12 protein-coding genes are annotated in these 16,837 nt (G+C 75.2%); 4 read left to right on the top strand and 8 right to left on the bottom strand.

Annotated elements, in window-relative coordinates; translation table 11 throughout:
• Positions 1-17: 17 nt before the first annotated feature.
• Positions 18-389: a hypothetical protein gene (locus KYT88_RS03035; protein WP_043585205.1), complete on the bottom strand. Its 372-nt coding sequence runs from the start codon at positions 387-389 to the stop codon at positions 18-20.
• 121 nt (positions 390-510) lie between these two features.
• On the opposite strand from KYT88_RS03035, the gene KYT88_RS03030 reads away from it, so the two are divergent.
• The 3 genes from KYT88_RS03030 to KYT88_RS03020 all read left to right on the top strand — a co-directional run bounded on the left by KYT88_RS03030 (position 511) and on the right by KYT88_RS03020 (position 6,407).
• Positions 511-879, top strand: a complete 369-nt coding sequence (locus tag KYT88_RS03030; RefSeq protein WP_043585207.1) for a GntR family transcriptional regulator — start codon at positions 511-513, stop codon at positions 877-879.
• Positions 880-981: 102 nt separating this feature from the next.
• Entirely contained in the window at positions 982-5,097 is a 4,116-nt protein-coding gene (locus KYT88_RS03025; RefSeq protein ID WP_043585209.1) for a Pls/PosA family non-ribosomal peptide synthetase, read from the top strand.
• Positions 5,094-6,407 (top strand): M1 family metallopeptidase, encoded by a 1,314-nt coding sequence (locus KYT88_RS03020; RefSeq protein ID WP_043585805.1) that lies wholly within the window; start codon positions 5,094-5,096, stop codon positions 6,405-6,407. The genes KYT88_RS03025 and KYT88_RS03020 overlap by 4 nt, the downstream gene beginning before the upstream one ends.
• 4 nt (positions 6,408-6,411) lie before the next feature.
• On the opposite strand, the gene KYT88_RS03015 is transcribed toward KYT88_RS03020, so the two are convergent.
• The 3 genes from KYT88_RS03015 to KYT88_RS03005 all read right to left on the bottom strand — a co-directional run bounded on the left by KYT88_RS03015 (position 6,412) and on the right by KYT88_RS03005 (position 11,455).
• The gene (locus KYT88_RS03015) at positions 6,412-6,993 is read right to left on the bottom strand and encodes a 4'-phosphopantetheinyl transferase family protein (RefSeq protein ID WP_043585211.1); all 582 of its coding nucleotides are present in this window, start codon (positions 6,991-6,993) and stop codon (positions 6,412-6,414) included.
• 20 nt (positions 6,994-7,013) lie between these two features.
• Positions 7,014-7,676, bottom strand: a complete 663-nt coding sequence (locus KYT88_RS03010) for a hypothetical protein (protein ID WP_237583760.1) — start codon at positions 7,674-7,676, stop codon at positions 7,014-7,016.
• 110 nt (positions 7,677-7,786) lie between these two features.
• Entirely contained in the window at positions 7,787-11,455 is a 3,669-nt protein-coding gene (locus tag KYT88_RS03005) for a proline dehydrogenase family protein (protein WP_043585215.1), read from the bottom strand.
• A gap of 172 nt (positions 11,456-11,627) precedes the next feature.
• Between KYT88_RS03005 and KYT88_RS03000 the strand changes: the two genes are divergently transcribed.
• Complete coding sequence (locus KYT88_RS03000) at positions 11,628-12,530, top strand: LysR family transcriptional regulator (RefSeq protein ID WP_043585217.1); 903 nt, start codon at positions 11,628-11,630, stop codon at positions 12,528-12,530.
• Positions 12,531-12,604: 74 nt separating this feature from the next.
• On the opposite strand, the gene KYT88_RS02995 is transcribed toward KYT88_RS03000, so the two are convergent.
• From KYT88_RS02995 to KYT88_RS02980, 4 genes are all read right to left on the bottom strand, one after another.
• Positions 12,605-13,438 (bottom strand): copper resistance CopC family protein, encoded by an 834-nt coding sequence (locus KYT88_RS02995; RefSeq protein ID WP_237583759.1) that lies wholly within the window; start codon positions 13,436-13,438, stop codon positions 12,605-12,607.
• The gene (locus KYT88_RS02990; RefSeq protein WP_043588079.1) at positions 13,435-14,199 is read right to left on the bottom strand and encodes a YcnI family copper-binding membrane protein; all 765 of its coding nucleotides are present in this window, start codon (positions 14,197-14,199) and stop codon (positions 13,435-13,437) included. The genes KYT88_RS02995 and KYT88_RS02990 overlap by 4 nt, the downstream gene beginning before the upstream one ends.
• A 170-nt stretch (positions 14,200-14,369) precedes the next feature.
• Entirely contained in the window at positions 14,370-15,023 is a 654-nt protein-coding gene (locus tag KYT88_RS02985; RefSeq protein ID WP_237583758.1) for a hypothetical protein, read from the bottom strand.
• A gap of 73 nt (positions 15,024-15,096) precedes the next feature.
• Positions 15,097-16,662 (bottom strand): glycoside hydrolase family 68 protein, encoded by a 1,566-nt coding sequence (locus KYT88_RS02980; protein ID WP_043585221.1) that lies wholly within the window; start codon positions 16,660-16,662, stop codon positions 15,097-15,099.
• Positions 16,663-16,837 lie beyond the last annotated feature (175 nt).

Below are 16,837 nucleotides of genomic sequence, written 5' to 3'. Positions count from 1 at the left end.
GCCGGGTGGGACGTGGGTCACGCGAACAGCGCCACCAGGATCACGACGTAGATGACCACGAAGAGGGCCGGGATCGCGTAGCGGACGAGGTTCGTGAGGCCCTCGGCGGCAATGACCACGCGCGCCGCGTGCGACGAGGCGCCCGACTCGCGGAGGTCGCGGGCGATGGCGATGGCCTGCGAGTTGACGGAGAACTGCACGGCGGATCCGAGGGCGCCCGTCGCGAGGAGGATGAGCGCGGCCGCGAGGCGCGTGCCGAGATCGGCCTCGGCGAGGCCCGTGCGGAGCAGGACCACGGTGGAGGTGAGCAGGAAGATCGGGCCGAGCTGGCTCGTGATCATCTGCTTGCGGGCGCGCGACCACATCGTGATCAGCTCGAGCTCGGACATGCGGGACCTCCTGTCGGCGGCCGGGCGTGCCGCTCCCCCATCCTCTCGCGCGCCGCGGCCCCGCGCATGTCGCCGTGCATGTCGCGCCCGGCGGCGGCCCGCGGCTCGCTAGCCTCGGCCCATGGATCCCGCGCCCGGCTACCGCATCGACCCGGGCTCCGCGGTCCCGCCCTACGAGCAGCTCCGCGCCGAGGTCGCGCGCCGGGCCGCCGACGGCGAGCTGCCGGTCGGTGCGCGGCTGCCGACCGTGCGGGCCCTCGCCGAGCAGGCGGGTGTCGCCGTGAACACGGTGGCGCGCGCGTACAAGGAGCTCGAGGCCGACGGCGTCATCGAGACGCGCGGGCGTGCCGGGTCGTTCGTCGCGGCGCAGGACGACGTGCCGGCGCCGCTCCGGGCATCCGCCGTCGCCTACGCGCAGCTCGCGCGGCGGCTCGGCGCCTCCGACGCCGACGCGCGCCGTCTGGTGGACGAGGCGCTCGCGGCCGGCTGACTCCGGCCGCGGGCTCCGGAGGCCCGGGGTCGCCACGATTCCACCTCCCGTTCACCCGGAGGCCCGACAGTACGCACGCCGCCCGTCCCGATCGGAGATCACATGCCCGAGTCCTCCCCGGACGCGGCGACGCCGCACGACGCCGACGCCGACGCCGACGCCGCGCAGCGCGTCCTCGACCGGGCCGACGCCGTCACTCCCCCGCGCACGCTCGTCGACGTGCTCCGCGCGACCGTCGCCGCGCATCCCGACGCGTCGGCCATCGAGGACGGCGACGGCGCGCTCAGCTACCGCGAGCTCATGGCGCGCGTCGTGCAGGTCGCGGCGTCGCTGCGGGAGGCGGGCGTGGGGAAGGGCGACCGGGTCGGGATCCGCATGCCGTCCGGATCCCGCGACCTCTACGTCACCGTGCTCGGCGTGCTCGCGGCCGGCGCCGCGTACGTGCCGGTGGACGCGGACGACCCCGAGGAGCGCGCCCGGCTCGTGTTCGGCGAGGCGCGCGTCGCGGGCGTCGTGACGGGCACGGGCGAGTTCACGCCGCGCGCCGCGGACGCCACCGCCGCCGAGACGGCCGAGACCGCCGAGGCCGCCGCCGCATCCGCCGCATCCGCCGCGCTCCGCATCCTCCCCGCCGCCGCCGCGCACGCCTCCACCTCCGCGCTGCCGCTCGTGGCGCCGCCCGCGCCCGAGGACGACGCGTGGATCATCTTCACCTCGGGATCCACCGGCACCCCCAAGGGCGTCGCGGTCTCGCACCGCTCGGCCGCGGCCTTCGTCGACGCGGAGGCGCGCCTCTTCCTCCGGGAGGAGCCGATCGGCCCGGGCGACCGCGTGCTCGCCGGCCTCTCGGTCGCGTTCGACGCCAGCTGCGAGGAGATGTGGCTGGCCTGGCGCCATGGCGCGTGCCTCGTGCCCGCGCCGCGCAGCCTCGTCCGCAGCGGCATGGACCTCGGGCCCTGGCTCACCACGCACGGCGTGACGATCGTGTCCACCGTCCCGACGCTCGCGGCGCTGTGGCCCGCGGAGTCGCTCGAGAACGTGCGGCTGCTCATCTTCGGCGGCGAGGCCTGCCCGCCCGAGCTCGGCCAGCGCCTCGCGACCGACGGGCGCGAGGTCTGGAACACGTACGGCCCCACCGAGGCGACCGTCGTCGCGTGCGCGGCACCGCTCGGCGGCCCCGGCCCCGTGCGGATCGGCCTGCCGCTCGACGGCTGGGACCTCGCGGTCGTCGACCCCGAGGGCGCGCGCGTGCCCGAGGGCGGCGTGGGCGAGCTGATCATCGGCGGCGTCGGGCTGGCCCGCTACCTGGATCCCGCCAAGGACGCCGAGAAGTACGCCCCGTTCCCCGCGCTCGGCTGGGATCGCGCCTACCGCTCGGGCGACCTCGTGCGCTTCGAGGCGGAGGGCCTCGTCTTCCAGGGCCGCGCCGACGACCAGGTGAAGGTCGGCGGCCGCCGCATCGAGCTGGGCGAGATCGAGGCGGCGCTGCAGGGCCTCGACGACGTGCAGGGCGCGGCCGTCGCCGTGCAGACCACGGGCGCGGGCAACCAGGTGCTCGTCGGCTACCTCGTGCCCCGGGATCCCGCCGCCTTCTCCCGCGAGGACGCCGTGCAGCGCCTCCGCGTCGCGCTGCCGGCCGCGCTCGTGCCGCTCATCGGCGTGGTCGAGTCGCTGCCCACGCGCACGTCCGGCAAGGTCGACAGGGCCGCGCTGCCCTGGCCGCTCCCGGGCGCCGCGGGCGACGACGGCGCCGACCTCGACGCCGAGCTGCGCCCGCTCGCCGAGATGTGGTCGGCCGCGCTCGGCACGCCCGTCGCGAGCGCCGACGCCAACTTCTTCGACCTGGGCGGCGGATCCCTGTCGGCCGCGCAGCTCGTGGCCCGGATCCGCACCATCGACCCGGAGTTCACGGTCGCCGACGTCTACGCCCACCCGCGCTTGGGCGCGATGCACGCCGCCATCGCCGGTCGCGCGCCGCGGGCGGAGCGCAGCGGGCCGCGCGTGGACGTGACGCCGACGCCGCGCCGCACGCAGTGGATCCAGACCCTCCTCGGCGCGCCGCTCCTCGCCCTGCAGAGCCTCCGCTGGCTCGCGCTCCTCCTCACCGCGAGCGCGCTGCTGCGCCCGCTCGGCGGCTTCGACGCGCTGCCCGACGTCTCGTGGTGGCTGCTGATCCCGGGCCTCCTCCTCTTCGCGACGCCGTTCGGCCGCATGGCGATCTCCGCGGTCGCCGCGCGCCTCCTCCTCCGCGGCCTCACGCCGGGCGACCACCCGCGCGGCGGCCGCTGGCACCTGCGGATCTGGCTGGCCGAGCAGATCGCGCAGCAGATCGGCGCGGTCGGGCTCGCGGGCGCGCCGTGGATCACGTACTACGCGCGCGCGCTCGGCGCGCGCATCGCCGACGACGTCGACCTGCACACGCTGCCGCCGGTCACGGGCATGCTCCGCATCGGCCGGGGCGCGTCCGTCGAGCCGGAGGTCGACCTCTCCGGGTACTGGATCGACGGAGACACCGTGCGCGTCGGCGCGGTCCGCATCGGCGCGGGGTCCACGGTCGGCACGCGCTCGACGCTCCTGCCGGGCACGCGCATCGGCAAGGGCGCGGAGATCGCGCCGGGCTCGGCCGTGTTCGGCCGGGTGCCGTCGGGCCAGCGCTGGGCCGGATCCCCGGCCGCGCGCGAGGGCAAGGCCCGCGTCTGGTGGCCCGACCACCGGCCGCCGCGCAACACGCGCTGGGTCACGGCGTACGGCGCCGCCTCCGTCGCGACCGCCCTCGTGCCGGTGGTCGGCTTCGTCGCGGGCGGCGGGATCCTCGCGGCCGCGATCCGCGGATCCGCCGACCTCGGCGACGTGTGGTGGCGCGGCCTCGGCGCGCTCGTGCCCGCCGTGCTCATGACCGGCCTCGTGCTCGCGCTCCTCGTCGTCGGATCCGTGCGCCTCCTCGGCCTCGGCGTCAGCGAGGGCATCCACGCGGTGCGGAGCCGCGTCGGCTGGCAGCTGTGGACGACCGAGCGCCTGCTCGACCTCGCCCGAACCGTGCTCTTCCCGCTCTACGCCGGCCTCTTCACGCCCGTGTGGCTGCGCCTCCTCGGCGCCCGCGTGGGCAAGGACGTCGAGGCGTCGACCGTGCTCCTCATCCCCGCGATGACCACCATCCGCGACGGCGCCTTCCTCGCCGACGACACGCTCGTGGCGGGCTACGAGCTCGGCGGCGGCTGGATGCGCGTCGCCCGCGCCGAGATCGGCCAGCGCGCGTTCCTCGGCAACTCCGGCATGGCGGGCCCCGGCCACAAGGTGCCGAAGGACGGCCTCGTCGCCGTGCTCTCGGCGGCGCCCACGAAGTCGAAGTCCGGATCCTCATGGCTCGGCTCCCCGCCCGTCCGGCTCCGGCGCACGGTCGCCGCCGCCGACGACTCGCGCACGTTCCGGCCGCCGACCCGGCTGCGCGTGGCCCGGATCCTGTGGGAGCTGCTCCGCGTCGTGCCCGTCTTCGTCACCTGCGCGATCGGCCTGGCCGTCCTCGTGACGCTCGCCGCGCTCACCGAGGCGTGGGGTCCGCTCGTCGCATTCCTGCTCGGCGGCGTGGTGCTGCTGGTCGCCGGCGCGGTGGCGGCGGCGATCTCGACGGCGGCCAAGTGGATCCTCATCGGCCGCATCCGCGCCGAGGAGCACCCGCTGTGGTCGTCGTTCGTGTGGCGCAGCGAGGTGTCGGACGTCTTCACCGAGATGGTCGCGGCGCCCTGGTTCGCGTCGTCGGCGGCGGGAACGCCCGCGCTCGTCTGGTGGCTGCGGAGCCTCGGAGCGCGCATCGGATCCGGCGTCTGGTGCGACTCGCACTGGCTGCCCGAGGCCGACCTCGTGACGCTCGGCGACGCATCCACGATCAACCGCGGATGTGTCGTCCAGACGCATCTGTTCCATGATCGGATCATGAGCATGGACACCGTCACCCTCGACGCCGGTGCGACCCTCGGGCCGCACAGCGTCATCCTCCCCGCGGCGCGCATCGGCCCGCAGGCCACCGTGGGGCCCGCGAGCCTCGTGATGCGCGGGGAGCTCGTGCCCGAGGCCAGCCGCTGGAGCGGCAACCCGATCGGCCCGTGGCGCGAGGTGAAGACCGGCCGCTACCTGCCCGCTGGCGCCGCCGCGACGACCACGGACACCGCCGCCACCGCTCCCGCCGACACCGCCGCGCGCGCGACCGCCGGTCGCCGGTGAGGGCCACGGCCGGCCCCGCGTCCGGCGACGCCTACACCCCCGAGGTCGGATCCTCCGCGTACGCCGTCGAGCGCTACGACCTCGATCTCGATTACCGCGTGGCCCGCAACCGGCTCAAGGCGCGCGCCGTCATCACCGCGGTCGCGCGCGAGCCGCTCGCCCGCTTCGAGCTCGACCTCACCGGCCTCCGCGCGGGCGACGTGCGCGTCGACGGCCGCCGCGAGACCCGGCACGTGCAGCGCGGCGGACGGCTCGTCGTCACACCTGCAGCGCCGATCCCCGCTGGCACCACCTTCACGGTCGACGTCGCCTACTCCGGCGAGCCCGGCCCCCGCCGCACCGTCTGGGGCGACCTGGGCTGGGAGGAGCTCGGCGACGGCGTGCTCGTCGCGTCGCAGCCGAGCGGCGCGTCCACCTGGTTCCCCTGCAACGACCGGCCGGACGACCGGGCCGCGTTCCGGATCCGCATCGCGTGCGAGGTCGACTACACCGTGATCGCGAGCGGCCGGCTCGTCTCCCGCCTCGAGCGCTCGGGCCGCGCGACCTGGACGTACGAGCAGGACGCACGCACCGCGCCGTACCTCGCGACCGTGCAGATCGGCCGGTACTCCGAGAAGCGCGTGCCCGCCGGATCCACCCAGGCCGTGTTCGCGTACCCCAAGCCCCGCGAGGCCCGCGTGCTGCAGGACCTCGCGCTCGTGCCCCGCATGATGGCGTTCTTCGAGACGCTGTTCGGGCCGTACCCGTTCGACGAGTACCGGGTGGTGGTCACGGACGACGAGCTGGAGATCCCCCTCGAGGCGCAGGCGATGGCCGTGCTCGGCTCCAACCACGCGGACGGCACGGGCGGATCCGAGCGGCTCGTCGCCCACGAGCTCGCGCACCAGTGGTTCGGCAACTCCGTGGGCCTCGCGTCGTGGCAGCACATCTGGCTCAACGAGGGCTTCGCCTGCTACGCCGAGTGGCTGTGGTCGGAGGAGTCCGGCGGGCCCACCGCGGACCAGCTCGCGCGCCAGCACCACGCGCGCCTCGACCGCTACGGCACGCAGATGGGCATCGGCGATCCCGGCCCCGAGTCGATGTTCGACGACGTCGTCTACAAGCGAGGCGCCCTCGCGGTGCACGCGCTTCGGCTCACCCTCGGCGACGCGGCGTGGCGGCAGCTGCTGCTGCGCTGGACGGATCCGGCGTGGACGGCGCCGCGCACCACGGCGGACCTCGTGGGCGCGGCCGGCGACGCGGGCGCGCTGCTGCGCGCGTGGCTCGCGGACGCGCCGCTGCCTGCGCTGCCGCGGGTCGGGCGGCGCTGAGGCGTCAGGCGCCGGATCCCGGCCCGTCCGGGTCCCGGATCCGCACGACCACCTGGCCGAGGCCGCGCCGCGCGACCGCCACGACCAGCCAGCTCCCGAGCTCCGCGTCGACCACCCGGTAGCGCGCGGGCTCGCCGTCGATCCACGCGACGGTCCCGCGCGCGTCGCCCGCGAACCGAACGCGCGCCGGATCCACCGCGAGCCCGCGGCCGTCGGCCTTCAGCACCGCCTCGATCCGCACCCACTCCGCGAGCGTCGTCCCGGGCGGCGCCTCGCGACCGCGCGGCTCGGCGTCGATGCCGATCGGGCCGTCCGTCGACACCCCGACCACCACGGCGTCGCCCGCGTGCGCGACGCTCGCGTGCAGTCCGTCGAGCGCGCGAGATCCGCCGAGCACCGGACGGCCGTGCTCTCCGCCGCAGGTCGCGCAGCGGGCGCGCACGGTGACGTCGGCGGGATCCGCGCCGGCGACCCCCGCCACGAGCGTCCGCAGCGCGACGCGGCCGGCGGCTGTGCGGGCCGCGCGGTCGGCGGTCTCGGCCACCCGCGCCACCGCGACGTGCATGACGGCGGGAGCGGGGATCACGTGTCGACCCTAGGCGGCGGTCAGACCGCCATCCGCACGAGCGTCACGGCGGCCGCCATCAGGGCAGCGGCGAGCAGCACCGCCGACGGGCCGATCCACCACCAGCCCCGGCGGGCCCGTGTGCCCTCCACGACAGCGGCCACAGCGAGCAGGACGAGCCCCACCGCGACGCCGCCGCGCGCGGGGGACGTGGCGTCGTCGCCGGTCAGCGCGACGAGCCCGGACATCAGGAGAGCGCCGGAGAGCAGCAGCCAGCCGAGCACGTGGACGGCATGCGCGATCCGGCTCCGCAGGTCGCACGGTCGCAGCGGCTTCGCGCCGCGCCAGCCGTCAGGGGCGCGGAGACCGTCCACGATCGCCATGACCTCGTCGAGCTCGGCGGGCCGCTCGCCCGCGGGCAGCGCGAGGAAGCGCCCGAGGCGGTCGTCTGGCACGCCGGACGACGCGATCAGCCGCGCCAGCAGCTCGCGCTCGCGCGGGGCGGTCCAGCCGGGCAGGGCGATCCCCCAGCGTCCGGCCTGGTCGGGCGCGCGCACCTCGCGGTACCACGACGCGAGCAGCAGTCGCGCGACCGCGTCGCCGGGCTCCTTCCGCACGCGGGCCCGCAGCTCGACGATCGCGTCCCTCCGCCGGCCGCCGTCCCACAGCGCGCGGGCGCGGTCGACGGCCACGGATGTCTGCATGCGCCCAGGGTCGCGGATCCGGGAGGCCCGCGAGCGGATCATCCCCGGCGCTGCGCCCGCGTCCCGTCCGTCTCCGCGGCCTGGAGCGCGCGGACCTCGATGGCCGTCGCCTAGATGACCGCCTCGCTCCAGTCGTCCGGGTTGCCGAAGCGGTGGGCCGTGATGCTGATGGCCTGCTCGCGCAGGAACGTGAGCATCTCGACGCGGCCGGCGGCGGTGATCTCGTCCGCGAAGACGGCCACGTCGGGCGTGCCGCGGAGCGCGTCGGACAGGGCGCGCGCCTCCACGAGCCGCGAGTCGCGCGCGGCGACGAGCCGCACGCGCTCCGTCGCGATCCCGTCGGCGGCGACCCGGGCGAGCCACGCATCGTCGGTCTCGATGGTCACGTGCACGCTCGGCAGGTCGTCGAGCACCTGGCCGAGGCCGGCCGGGAGGATCCCCGGCACCGACACGTGCATCTCCGCACGCGCCAGCCGCCCGGCCGCGAGGACGCGCAGCAGGTCGGCGAGCGCGCCCGACTCCGTGAGCCGCACCGTGACAGGCAGCGGGCGGTAGCGGAACAGGTTCCGCTCCACGCCGAGCCCGCTCGGGTCCTTCACCTGGCCGAACTCGTCATGCCACGCGACCGCGTCGCTGAGGGCGGAGCGGCGCACGAGGTCGAAGTCCTCGTAGCGGATGGCGGGCTGCGCCGACTCGATGAGCTCCGTCACCCGCGGCGACAGCCCGCGCAGGTGCAGCGAGCTCGAGTGCCGGCCCGCGTCCGCGACCCAGGACCCGAGGCCCATGAGGTAGTTCGGGCCGCCGGCCTTCGTGCCGGATCCGACCGAGGAGCGCTTCCACCCGCCGAACGGCTGGCGCTGCACGATCGCGCCCGTGATCCCGCGGTTGACGTAGAGGTTGCCCGCCTCCACGGTCTCGAGCCACTGCTCGAGCTCGCGCGCGTCGAGGCTGTGCAGGCCCGCGGTGAGGCCGTAGGGGATGGCGTTCTGGAAGCGGATCGCCTCCTCGAGGGTGCGGGCGCGCATCACGCCGAGCACGGGGCCGAAGAACTCGGTGAGGTGGAAGTACGACCCGGGCTTCACGCCGTCGCGGACGCCCGGCGACCAGAGGCGCCCGGTCTCGTCCTTGGCCTCGGGCTCCACGAGCCACTTCTCGCCGACGCCGAGCTGCGTGAGCGCGTGCTTGAGCTTGCCGGCGGCGGGCTCGATGATCGGGCCCATCTGCGTGGTGGGATCCGACGGGTAGCCCACGCGCAGCGACGACACGGCGTCGGTGAGCTGCGTGAGGAACCGTCGGGACTTGCCGACCGAGCCCACGAGGATCACGAGGCTCGCCGCCGAGCACTTCTGGCCGGCGTGGCCGAAGGCGCTCTTCACGACGTCGGCCGCGGCCAGGTCGAGGTCGGCGCTCGGGGTCACGATGATGGCGTTCTTGCCGCTGGTCTCCGCGAGGAGCGGGAGGTCCGAGCGCCAGGAGCGGAAGACCTCGGCGGTCTCGTAGCCGCCCGTGAGGATCACGCGGTCGACGGCCGGGTGCGAGATGAGGTGCTCGCCGAACTCGGCCTCGCCGGCGTCGACGAGCGCGAGCAGCTCGCGCGGCACGCCGGCCTCGCGGAGCGCCTCGACGAGCACGGCGCCGGATCGGCGGGCCTGGCCTGCGGGCTTCACGACCACGCCGCTGCCGGATGCGAGGGCCGCGAGCATGCTGCCCGCGGGGATCGCGACGGGGAAGTTCCACGGCGGCGCCACGACGGTGACGCGCGACGGGACGAAGCGGGCGCCCTGCACGCGGTCGAGGTCGCGGGCGCGCTCGGCGTAGTAGTGCGCGAAGTCCACGGCCTCGCTGACCTCGGGGTCGGCCTCGGCGATGGTCTTGCCGGTCTCCGACGCCATCACCTCGATGAGGCGCGCGCGGTTGCGCTCGATCGCGACGCCGACGCGGTGCAGGAGCGCCGCGCGCTGGTCGCCGGGTCGGGCGCCCCAGGAGGCCGCGGCGGTGCGGACGCCGTCGATGATGTCGTCCAGCTGCCCGGTGGAGTCGATGCGCGCGGACTCGATGGTCGCGACGCCCAGCTGCGAGGCCTCGACGCGCGACAGGATCTCGCGGCCCCAGGCGCGGTTCGTCGGCAGCGCCGGATCCGTGTCGGCCGCGTTGTGGAACGGCGTCGCGGAGGCGTCGGGGTCGACGAGCGCGTCGGGCGTCAGCAGGGATCCGCGCGTGAAGCCCTGCACCACGCTCGTGAGCTGCGGGTCGACCTCCTCCTCGGGCTCCTCGGGCGTCTCGGGCTCGGCGAGCGGATCCACGTCGTCGAGCTCCGGCGGGAAGCGGCGGTCCTGCGTGCGGTTCGGCGCCGGGATCGCGTCGTCGACGCCCTGGAGCGACGCCCGGAACCGCGACTCCTCCCGCGCGAACAGCTCGGACGACGTGCTCAGCTCGAACACCGCCGACATGAAGTTCTCCTGGCTCGCGTTCTCCTCCAGGCGGCGGATGAGGTACGAGATGGCCACGTCGAACTCGGTCGGGTGCACCACGGGCGTGTAGAGCAGGAGCCCGCCGACCGTGCGCTTCACGGCCTCGGCCTGGCCGGTCGCCATGCCGAGCAGCATCTCGAACTCGATCCGGTCGGTGACGCCGCGCTCCTCGGCGAGCAGCCACGCGTACGCGACGTCGAAGAGGTTGTGGCCGGCGACGCCGATCTTCACGGCGTCGGCCGCGGCGGGCTGGAGCGCGTGCTCGAGCATCCGCTTGTAGTGCGTGTCGGTCTGCTCCTTGGTGGCCCAGGTGGCGACGGGCCAGTCGTGCATGCGGCCGTCGACCTGCTCCATCGCGAGGTTCGCGCCCTTGACGATGCGGACCTTGATGGGCGCCCCGCCCGCCGCGCGGCGCTCCTGCGCCCACGCGGTCAGCCGCTGGAGCCCCGCGAGCGCGTCGGGCAGGTACGCCTGCAGCACGATGCCGGCCTCGAGGTCCTTGAGCTGCGGCTGGTCGAGCACGCGCGTGAACACCTCGATGGTGAGGTCGAGGTCCTTGTACTCCTCCATGTCGAGGTTGATGAACTTCGGGGTGGCGGCCTTCGACGCCAGCTCGTACAGCGGGGTGAGCCGCTCGACGACCTTGTCGACGGCCTCGTCGAACGCCCACATCGACAGCTGCGAGACGACGCTCGACACCTTGATGGAGACGTAGTCGACGTCGTCGCGGGCGAGCAGCTCGCGCGTGCCGGCGAGGCGGCGCGCGGCCTCCTTCTCGCCCAGCACGGCCTCGCCGAGCAGGTTCAGGTTGAGGCGGGATCCGCCCTCGCGCAGCTTCTGGATCGCCGGGCCGAGCTTCTCGCTCGTCGCGTCGACGATGAGGTGGCCGACCATCTCGCGCAGCACGCGCCGCGCGACGGGGACGACGACCTGCGGGAGGACGGGGCCGAGGATGCCGCCCGCGCGGATCGCGCCCTGCATGTACCAGGGCAGGAAGCCGGGGGTCTTGGCGGTGAGCGCGGCGAGGCTGTTGCCCGCGACGGGCAGGTCCTCGGGGCGGACGACGCGGTCGACGAAGCCGATCGTGAAGTCGAGGCCGTTCTCGTCCTTGAGGACGCCCGCGAGGCGCTCGGCCGACGGATCCGCGGGGTGCTGGGCCGCCTCCGCGAGCCACGTGCGCACGAGCGCGACGGACCGGTCGGCGAGCGCCTCGCGGTCGGGTGCTGCGGCGGTGCCCTCGACCGTCGGGAACTGCGCCGTCTCGGAGGCGGGTGCGGTCTCGGGGGCGGATGCGGTCTCGGCGGTCATGCGGGAACCTCTTCGTCTCGGGTCGGGCGATGTGCCCCGGCGTCGGCCGCGCTGCGGGCGCGTCCTCCCAGTGTGCGACCATGCTCTCATCGGATGCGCTGAACGTTTCCGATGATCATCGTGCGGCCCTGCCGATGATTCCACGCTCGCCTGAGATCCCGGGGAGGCGCACGTGCTCGAGATGCGACGGCTGCGGCTCCTGCGCGAGCTCAAGCTGCGCGGCACGATCGGCGCGGTCGCCGACGCGCTGTCATTCAGCCCGTCGTCGGTGTCGCAGCAGCTCGCGCAGCTGGAGCGCGAGGCGGGCGTCCCGCTCCTGCGCCGCGTCGGCCGGCGGGTGGTGCTCACGCCGCAGGCCGAGATCCTCGTGGAGCACACCACGGCGCTGCTCGAGCGGCTCGAGCGCGCCGAGACGGAGGTCAACGCGTCGCTCGCGAACGTGTCCGGCACCATCCGCGTGGCCGCGTTCCAGTCGGCGCTGCTCGCGCTCGTGCCGCCGGCGCTCACGATCCTCCGCGACGACTACCCCGACCTGCGGGTCGAGATCACGATGCGCGAGCCCGAGTCGGGCCTGCACGACGTATGGGCGCGCGACCACGACCTCGTCATCGCCGAGCAGTACCCGGCGCACGCGGCGCCGCGGCCCGCCGACCTCGACCGCGAGGAGCTGTGCGTCGATCCGCTCCGCCTCGGCCTCCCGCCCGGCCGAGACGACGTCCGCTCCATCTCCGACGCGCGCCGCCTGCCGTGGGTGATGGAGCCCGCGGGCACGGCGTCGCGCCACTTCGCCGAGCAGGTGTGCCGGGTCGCGGGCTTCGAGCCGGACGTCCGGTACGTGACGGCCGACCTGCAGGCGCACATCGACCTGGTGCGCGGCGGGCACGCGGCGTCCGTGCTGCCGGATCTGGTGTGGGCCGGCCGCGAGCCCGACGTGCGGCTGATCGGCCTGCCGGGCTCGCCGCGGCGCACGGTGTTCACGTCGTCGCGCGTGGGCAGCCTCGACCGGCCGGGGATCCGAGCCTGCCGCGACGCCCTCGCCCGCGCCGTCGAGGTGATGGGGCCCGGCGCGGGCTGACCCGGCTCCCCGCGCGGACGACGACGGGCCCGGATCCGCAGGGATCCGGGCCCGTCGTCGCGAGTCGCGTGCGGTCAGGCGGCGGGTGGGCCGCCCTCGCGCGGGCCGACGGCGTCGGCGTCACCCGTCGCGGCCGTCGCGGCCGTCGCGCCCGGCTTCCGCCGACCGGTCACCACGATGAGGACGACCGCTGCCGCCGCGAGCACGACGATCCCGATGCCCACGCCGACGATGACGCCGAGGTAGGGCGCGACGCCCTGCTCCTGGCCGGCTGCGGTGCCCGGATCGGCGGCGGACGCTCCGGCGCCACCCGACGAGGTCGCGCCGGATCCGGCCGCCCCCTCCTGCGCCGCCGCGCAGCCCGGCCCATCGGGCGTGCCCGCCGCGGCCGTCGCGCCCGCGGGCGCCTGGTACGTGAACGCGATCGAGTCGGAGACCGGGTGCCCGTCCGCCGAGACCACGCGCCACGTGACCGTGTACTGCCCGGATCCGCCGAGCGCGACCGGCACCGAGACCGTGCGCCCGGAGTCCGTCGCGCAGCCGGTCTCGAAGTGCGTTCCCTGCCCGTCGGGTCCCGTCACCTGCACGACGGACGAGCCGCCCGCGGGCGCGGAACCGGTCGACGCGTCGCCGCCTCCCCCGCCCGCCGCGGCGAGGTCGAGGATCACGTCGTTGAAGGTCAGCGTGACCTCCGACGGCGGAGCGTCGATCGTGGATCCGGCCGCGGGCGAGCTCGACACGAGGTAGTTGTGCGCGGACGCCGACAGCGCGCCGTCGGGACCGCTCCCCTGCGCGAGCCCGGCGAGCGCGAGCGCTCCGGTCGCGAGCGCGGCGCCGGCGACCGCCGCGGCGAGCCGCCGGAGCGGGCGCCTGCCGGCGCGGGCCGGGATCCGGTCTCCGGGCGTCACGCCTGGCCGCCGCCCTCGCGGCGCACGCGGGTGAGCGCGAAGACCGCGACCACGAGGGCCACCGCGCCGAGGGCGAGGCCGCCCACGCCGAGGCCGACCGCGACCGCGCTGCTCGTGGCGCTCGTGTCCGAGGCCGCCGTCGCGACCGTCGCGTCGGGCGCCGCCGTGGTCGTCATCGCGCTCATGGAGTCGGCGGGCGGGGCGTCGTCCACGTAGAGCGTGGGCGCGGGGTGCTCCGGCTCCTCGCCGGAGGCCGGGGTCGCCTGGTCCCAGTCGACGACGGATCCGTCCGAGTAGCCCTGGTGCGCCGGGAGCATGATGCTGCCGGTGTCGGGCACGGGTCCGACGGAGACCGTGAAGCGCTGGAACTCGCCTGCCTTGATGCCCACGCCGTCGTCGGCGGTCCAGGTGACCTCGACGGGCGCGTCCGTGATGGTCGCGTCGTCCGTCTTCACCGGGGTGTCGAGCTTCTCGGTCGTGACCTTGGCGGTCCAGCCGGGCACGGGCTCGGTGGAGAGGCTCGAGAAGGGGGCGTCCTTCGGCAGGTCGACGGTGACGCTCGTGGTCGTCGCGGTCGCGGACTCGGTCGGGACCTTGAAGGTCAGCGTGCTGTAGCTGCCGGCGGCCGCCTGGTCGGGCGAGACGCGCACGTGCGCGGAGGCCGCGAGCGGCACGGCGACGGCGAGCGCGATGCCGCCGACGAGCGCGGTGGCCGAGCGGAGGATCCGGCGGCGGGGGGCGGAGGGGGCTGAGGTGATCATGGCTGGTGTCCTGTTCCGGGCCGCGCGGGGCGGCCCCGGGAGCGGACGCGGCGGTGCCGGCGTCCGGTGAGGGAGGAGAGGGGGCGGGCGATGCGTGGCATCGCGTCCGCGGCGCGAGCGGGCTCGCGCGGTGGGCCGGCATCCGCAGGTCGCGGGATCCGGCCGGCGCGTCAGGCTGCGGGGAGGGCGCGCGGGTGCGGCGGGCCGCGGTGCCGCAGGCGGCCGAGCCGGGCGCAGAGGTCGCGCAGCGCCAGGGGCGCCCGGACGGCCAGGGCGAGCGCGGTGTCGCGCCGCCCCTCCGGCCGGAGGAACGGGATCGCGAGGGCGCGCACGACACGGAGCGCGGAGGCGTCGACGAGCGCGCGGATGGCCGCCTCGCCGTGCCGCAGCGCGAGCACGGTGACGACGAGGGCCGCGCCGTGCGAGAGCAGCATGCCGGGGTCGAACGCGCCGGCGTCGCCGGCCGCGGCGTCGAGGCCCGGGATCGCGAGCGCCGACGCGCCGTGCCCCATGCCCGCGTGCGGATCCGCCGCGACGGCCTGGCCGGTCGCGTCGCCCGCTGCGGTGAACAGGCCGTGGAAGAGCAGCTGGCTGACGCCCACCGCGGCGACGAGGCGCCACAGCGACGTGCGCGTGCCGGCGAGCGCGATGGCCGCGAGCGACGCGAGCGCGAGCCCGAACGCCACGACGGCCCACGACGGGGCGGCCCCGCCGCCGGCCTCGTGGAAGAGGGCGGCCACGAACGTGGCGGTGGTGGATGCGGCGAGCCCCCGGATCACGCGCTGGACGCGCGGCGGGATCGGGGTCGGGGACGGGGCGGGCATCGACAGCGAGTGTAGATGAGCGGCCCGGGAGGACGCGGCGACGACGGGATGACCGCCGCCGCCGCGCCTCGCCCTACTGCGGCGGGTGCGCCGGGTCGAAGACCCGGGTCGTCGGGATGTCGGCGTACCCGCCGAGCCCGCCCTCGCCGTAGCCCCGGTCGAGCTCCGAGGTGTCGCCGTCGAACTCGAGCCTCACGGTCGGCGCAAGCGTCCCGCCGCGGCGGAAGGACTCCTTCGTGCCGACGGCGTCGATGAACGACTCCACCAGCCCGCCCGGGAGGATGTAGTGCGAGTACGCCTGGAACGCGCCCGGCGTCTGGTTGTAGTCGGGCGCGTACGCGGTGCCGCCCGCGTAGTTGAGGTTGGTCGGGTTGCCGAGCACGAGGCCGGACCCGCCGTTCATCGGCTTGTAGTCGCTCCGCAGGCCGTTCCCCACGAAGCCGTAGACCCCCTCGGGGCCGTCCATGCCCTTCGCGAACGTCGAGCGGTGGCTGATCGTGAACAGGTAGTGCTTGCCGTTCTCGATCATCACCTCGGGCCGCTCGGTCTGGTCGGTGACGCAGGCCGACTCGAGCAGCGGATCCAGGAAGTGCCACTTCGTGAGGTCCGCGTCGTCCGCGACCGCCAGGCCGATCGAGGCCATCTGGTAGTTCGCGCCGCTCGCGGTCACCTCCTTCGGGTCCTCCGCCGCGGGGTCGCCCTTCCGGTAGCCGAGGTCGGTCTCGTCGCACTCCTGCTCGCCGCGCTTCCCGGCGACGTTGGCCTCGAACACCATGTAGGTCTTGCCCGGGTGGTCGGGATCCGTGAACGTGAACGGGTCGCGGAAGTTGGTGGACCAGTTCTGCTCGTTCGTCTGGTACCTCTGCCCGTCGGGGCGCAGGAGCGGCGTCACCGTCTCGAAGCCGGCGACCTTCACCGCGCCGTCCGTCTTCTCGATGCGCCCCTGGCTGAGCGAGATCACCGGGTCGGCGGGCTTCACGTCCTGGCCCTTCGCGTCGCGGTAGAACGCCACGTCGGTGAAGAACAGCTTGACCGTGCCGTCGGCCATGATCCGCGCGGAGCCGGACCACTCGGCCTGCTGGGTGAACGACTGGTCGGGGAAGATCCCGTCCGTGACGCCGTCCTCGAACACGTTGCCCTGGTAGGTCCAGCCGCCGTTCTCCGGGCGCTGCTCCGACGGGATCCCCGTGGGCCGCGTGAAGTAGCCGATCTTGGCGTACGTGTGCCGGTCGTCGAACGACAGGGTGCGCGGGGCAGTGAGCGCGAAGATCACGTCGTAGCCGTCGACGCTGTAGGTCTGGCCGGACGAGTCCGTGAGCGGCCAGGTGTCCCAGACGAACGCCTTGTCGGTCATCGTCGGGAAGTCCTGCGGCACCTGCGGCATGGTCTGCGCCGCGGGCATGGAGTTCGTCCGGGGCGGCGCGGTCGGATCGGACAGCTTCGCGATCTGCTTGGCGTCCGCGCGGGTCCAGTGGGCCGTGAAGTCGTCCTCCGGCGCGTACGCCTTCTGCGTGTGGACGGTGGGCCGGGGCGGCGTCGTGCCCGCGGCCTGGGCGGATCCGCCGGCGAGCAGCGCGGACGCCACCACCAGGGTCGCCGCGGCGGACGCGGACAGCCCGCGCCTGATTCTCTTGGTCACCTGTTCTCACTCTCGTTCTCGTATCGATGAGACCGATCGCGACGCGCGGTGCACACTCCCCCGGTCGGGGAGCCTAGGGGGTGATGGGGTCCCGGCGCGCCCCCGGGCGGGGTCGCGGGCGGATCCCGGGCGTGTCCCCCGAACGGGGTGGACGCGGCCCGGCTCGCCGTGTACG

Source organism: Clavibacter sp. A6099 (genome assembly GCF_021919125.1).
Classification (GTDB): Bacteria; Actinomycetota; Actinomycetes; order Actinomycetales; family Microbacteriaceae; genus Clavibacter; species Clavibacter seminis.
The sequence above is the reverse complement of the archived record's forward strand: the minus strand, read 5'-3'. Positions and strand labels throughout refer to the sequence as shown.

Excerpts from the sequence above, each read along its gene's own strand:
- KYT88_RS03030 (WP_043585207.1), top strand. The coding sequence starts at position 511 with ATGGATCCCGCGCCCGGCTACCGCATCGACCCGGGCTCCGCGGTCCCG.
- KYT88_RS02990 (WP_043588079.1), bottom strand. The coding sequence starts at position 14,199 with ATGATCACCTCAGCCCCCTCCGCCCCCCGCCGCCGGATCCTCCGCTCG.
- KYT88_RS03025 (WP_043585209.1), top strand. The coding sequence starts at position 982 with ATGCCCGAGTCCTCCCCGGACGCGGCGACGCCGCACGACGCCGACGCC.
- KYT88_RS03010 (WP_237583760.1), bottom strand. The coding sequence starts at position 7,676 with ATGCAGACATCCGTGGCCGTCGACCGCGCCCGCGCGCTGTGGGACGGC.
- KYT88_RS03035 (WP_043585205.1), bottom strand. The coding sequence starts at position 389 with ATGTCCGAGCTCGAGCTGATCACGATGTGGTCGCGCGCCCGCAAGCAG.
- KYT88_RS03005 (WP_043585215.1), bottom strand. The coding sequence starts at position 11,455 with ATGACCGCCGAGACCGCATCCGCCCCCGAGACCGCACCCGCCTCCGAG.
- KYT88_RS02985 (WP_237583758.1), bottom strand. The coding sequence starts at position 15,023 with ATGCCCGCCCCGTCCCCGACCCCGATCCCGCCGCGCGTCCAGCGCGTG.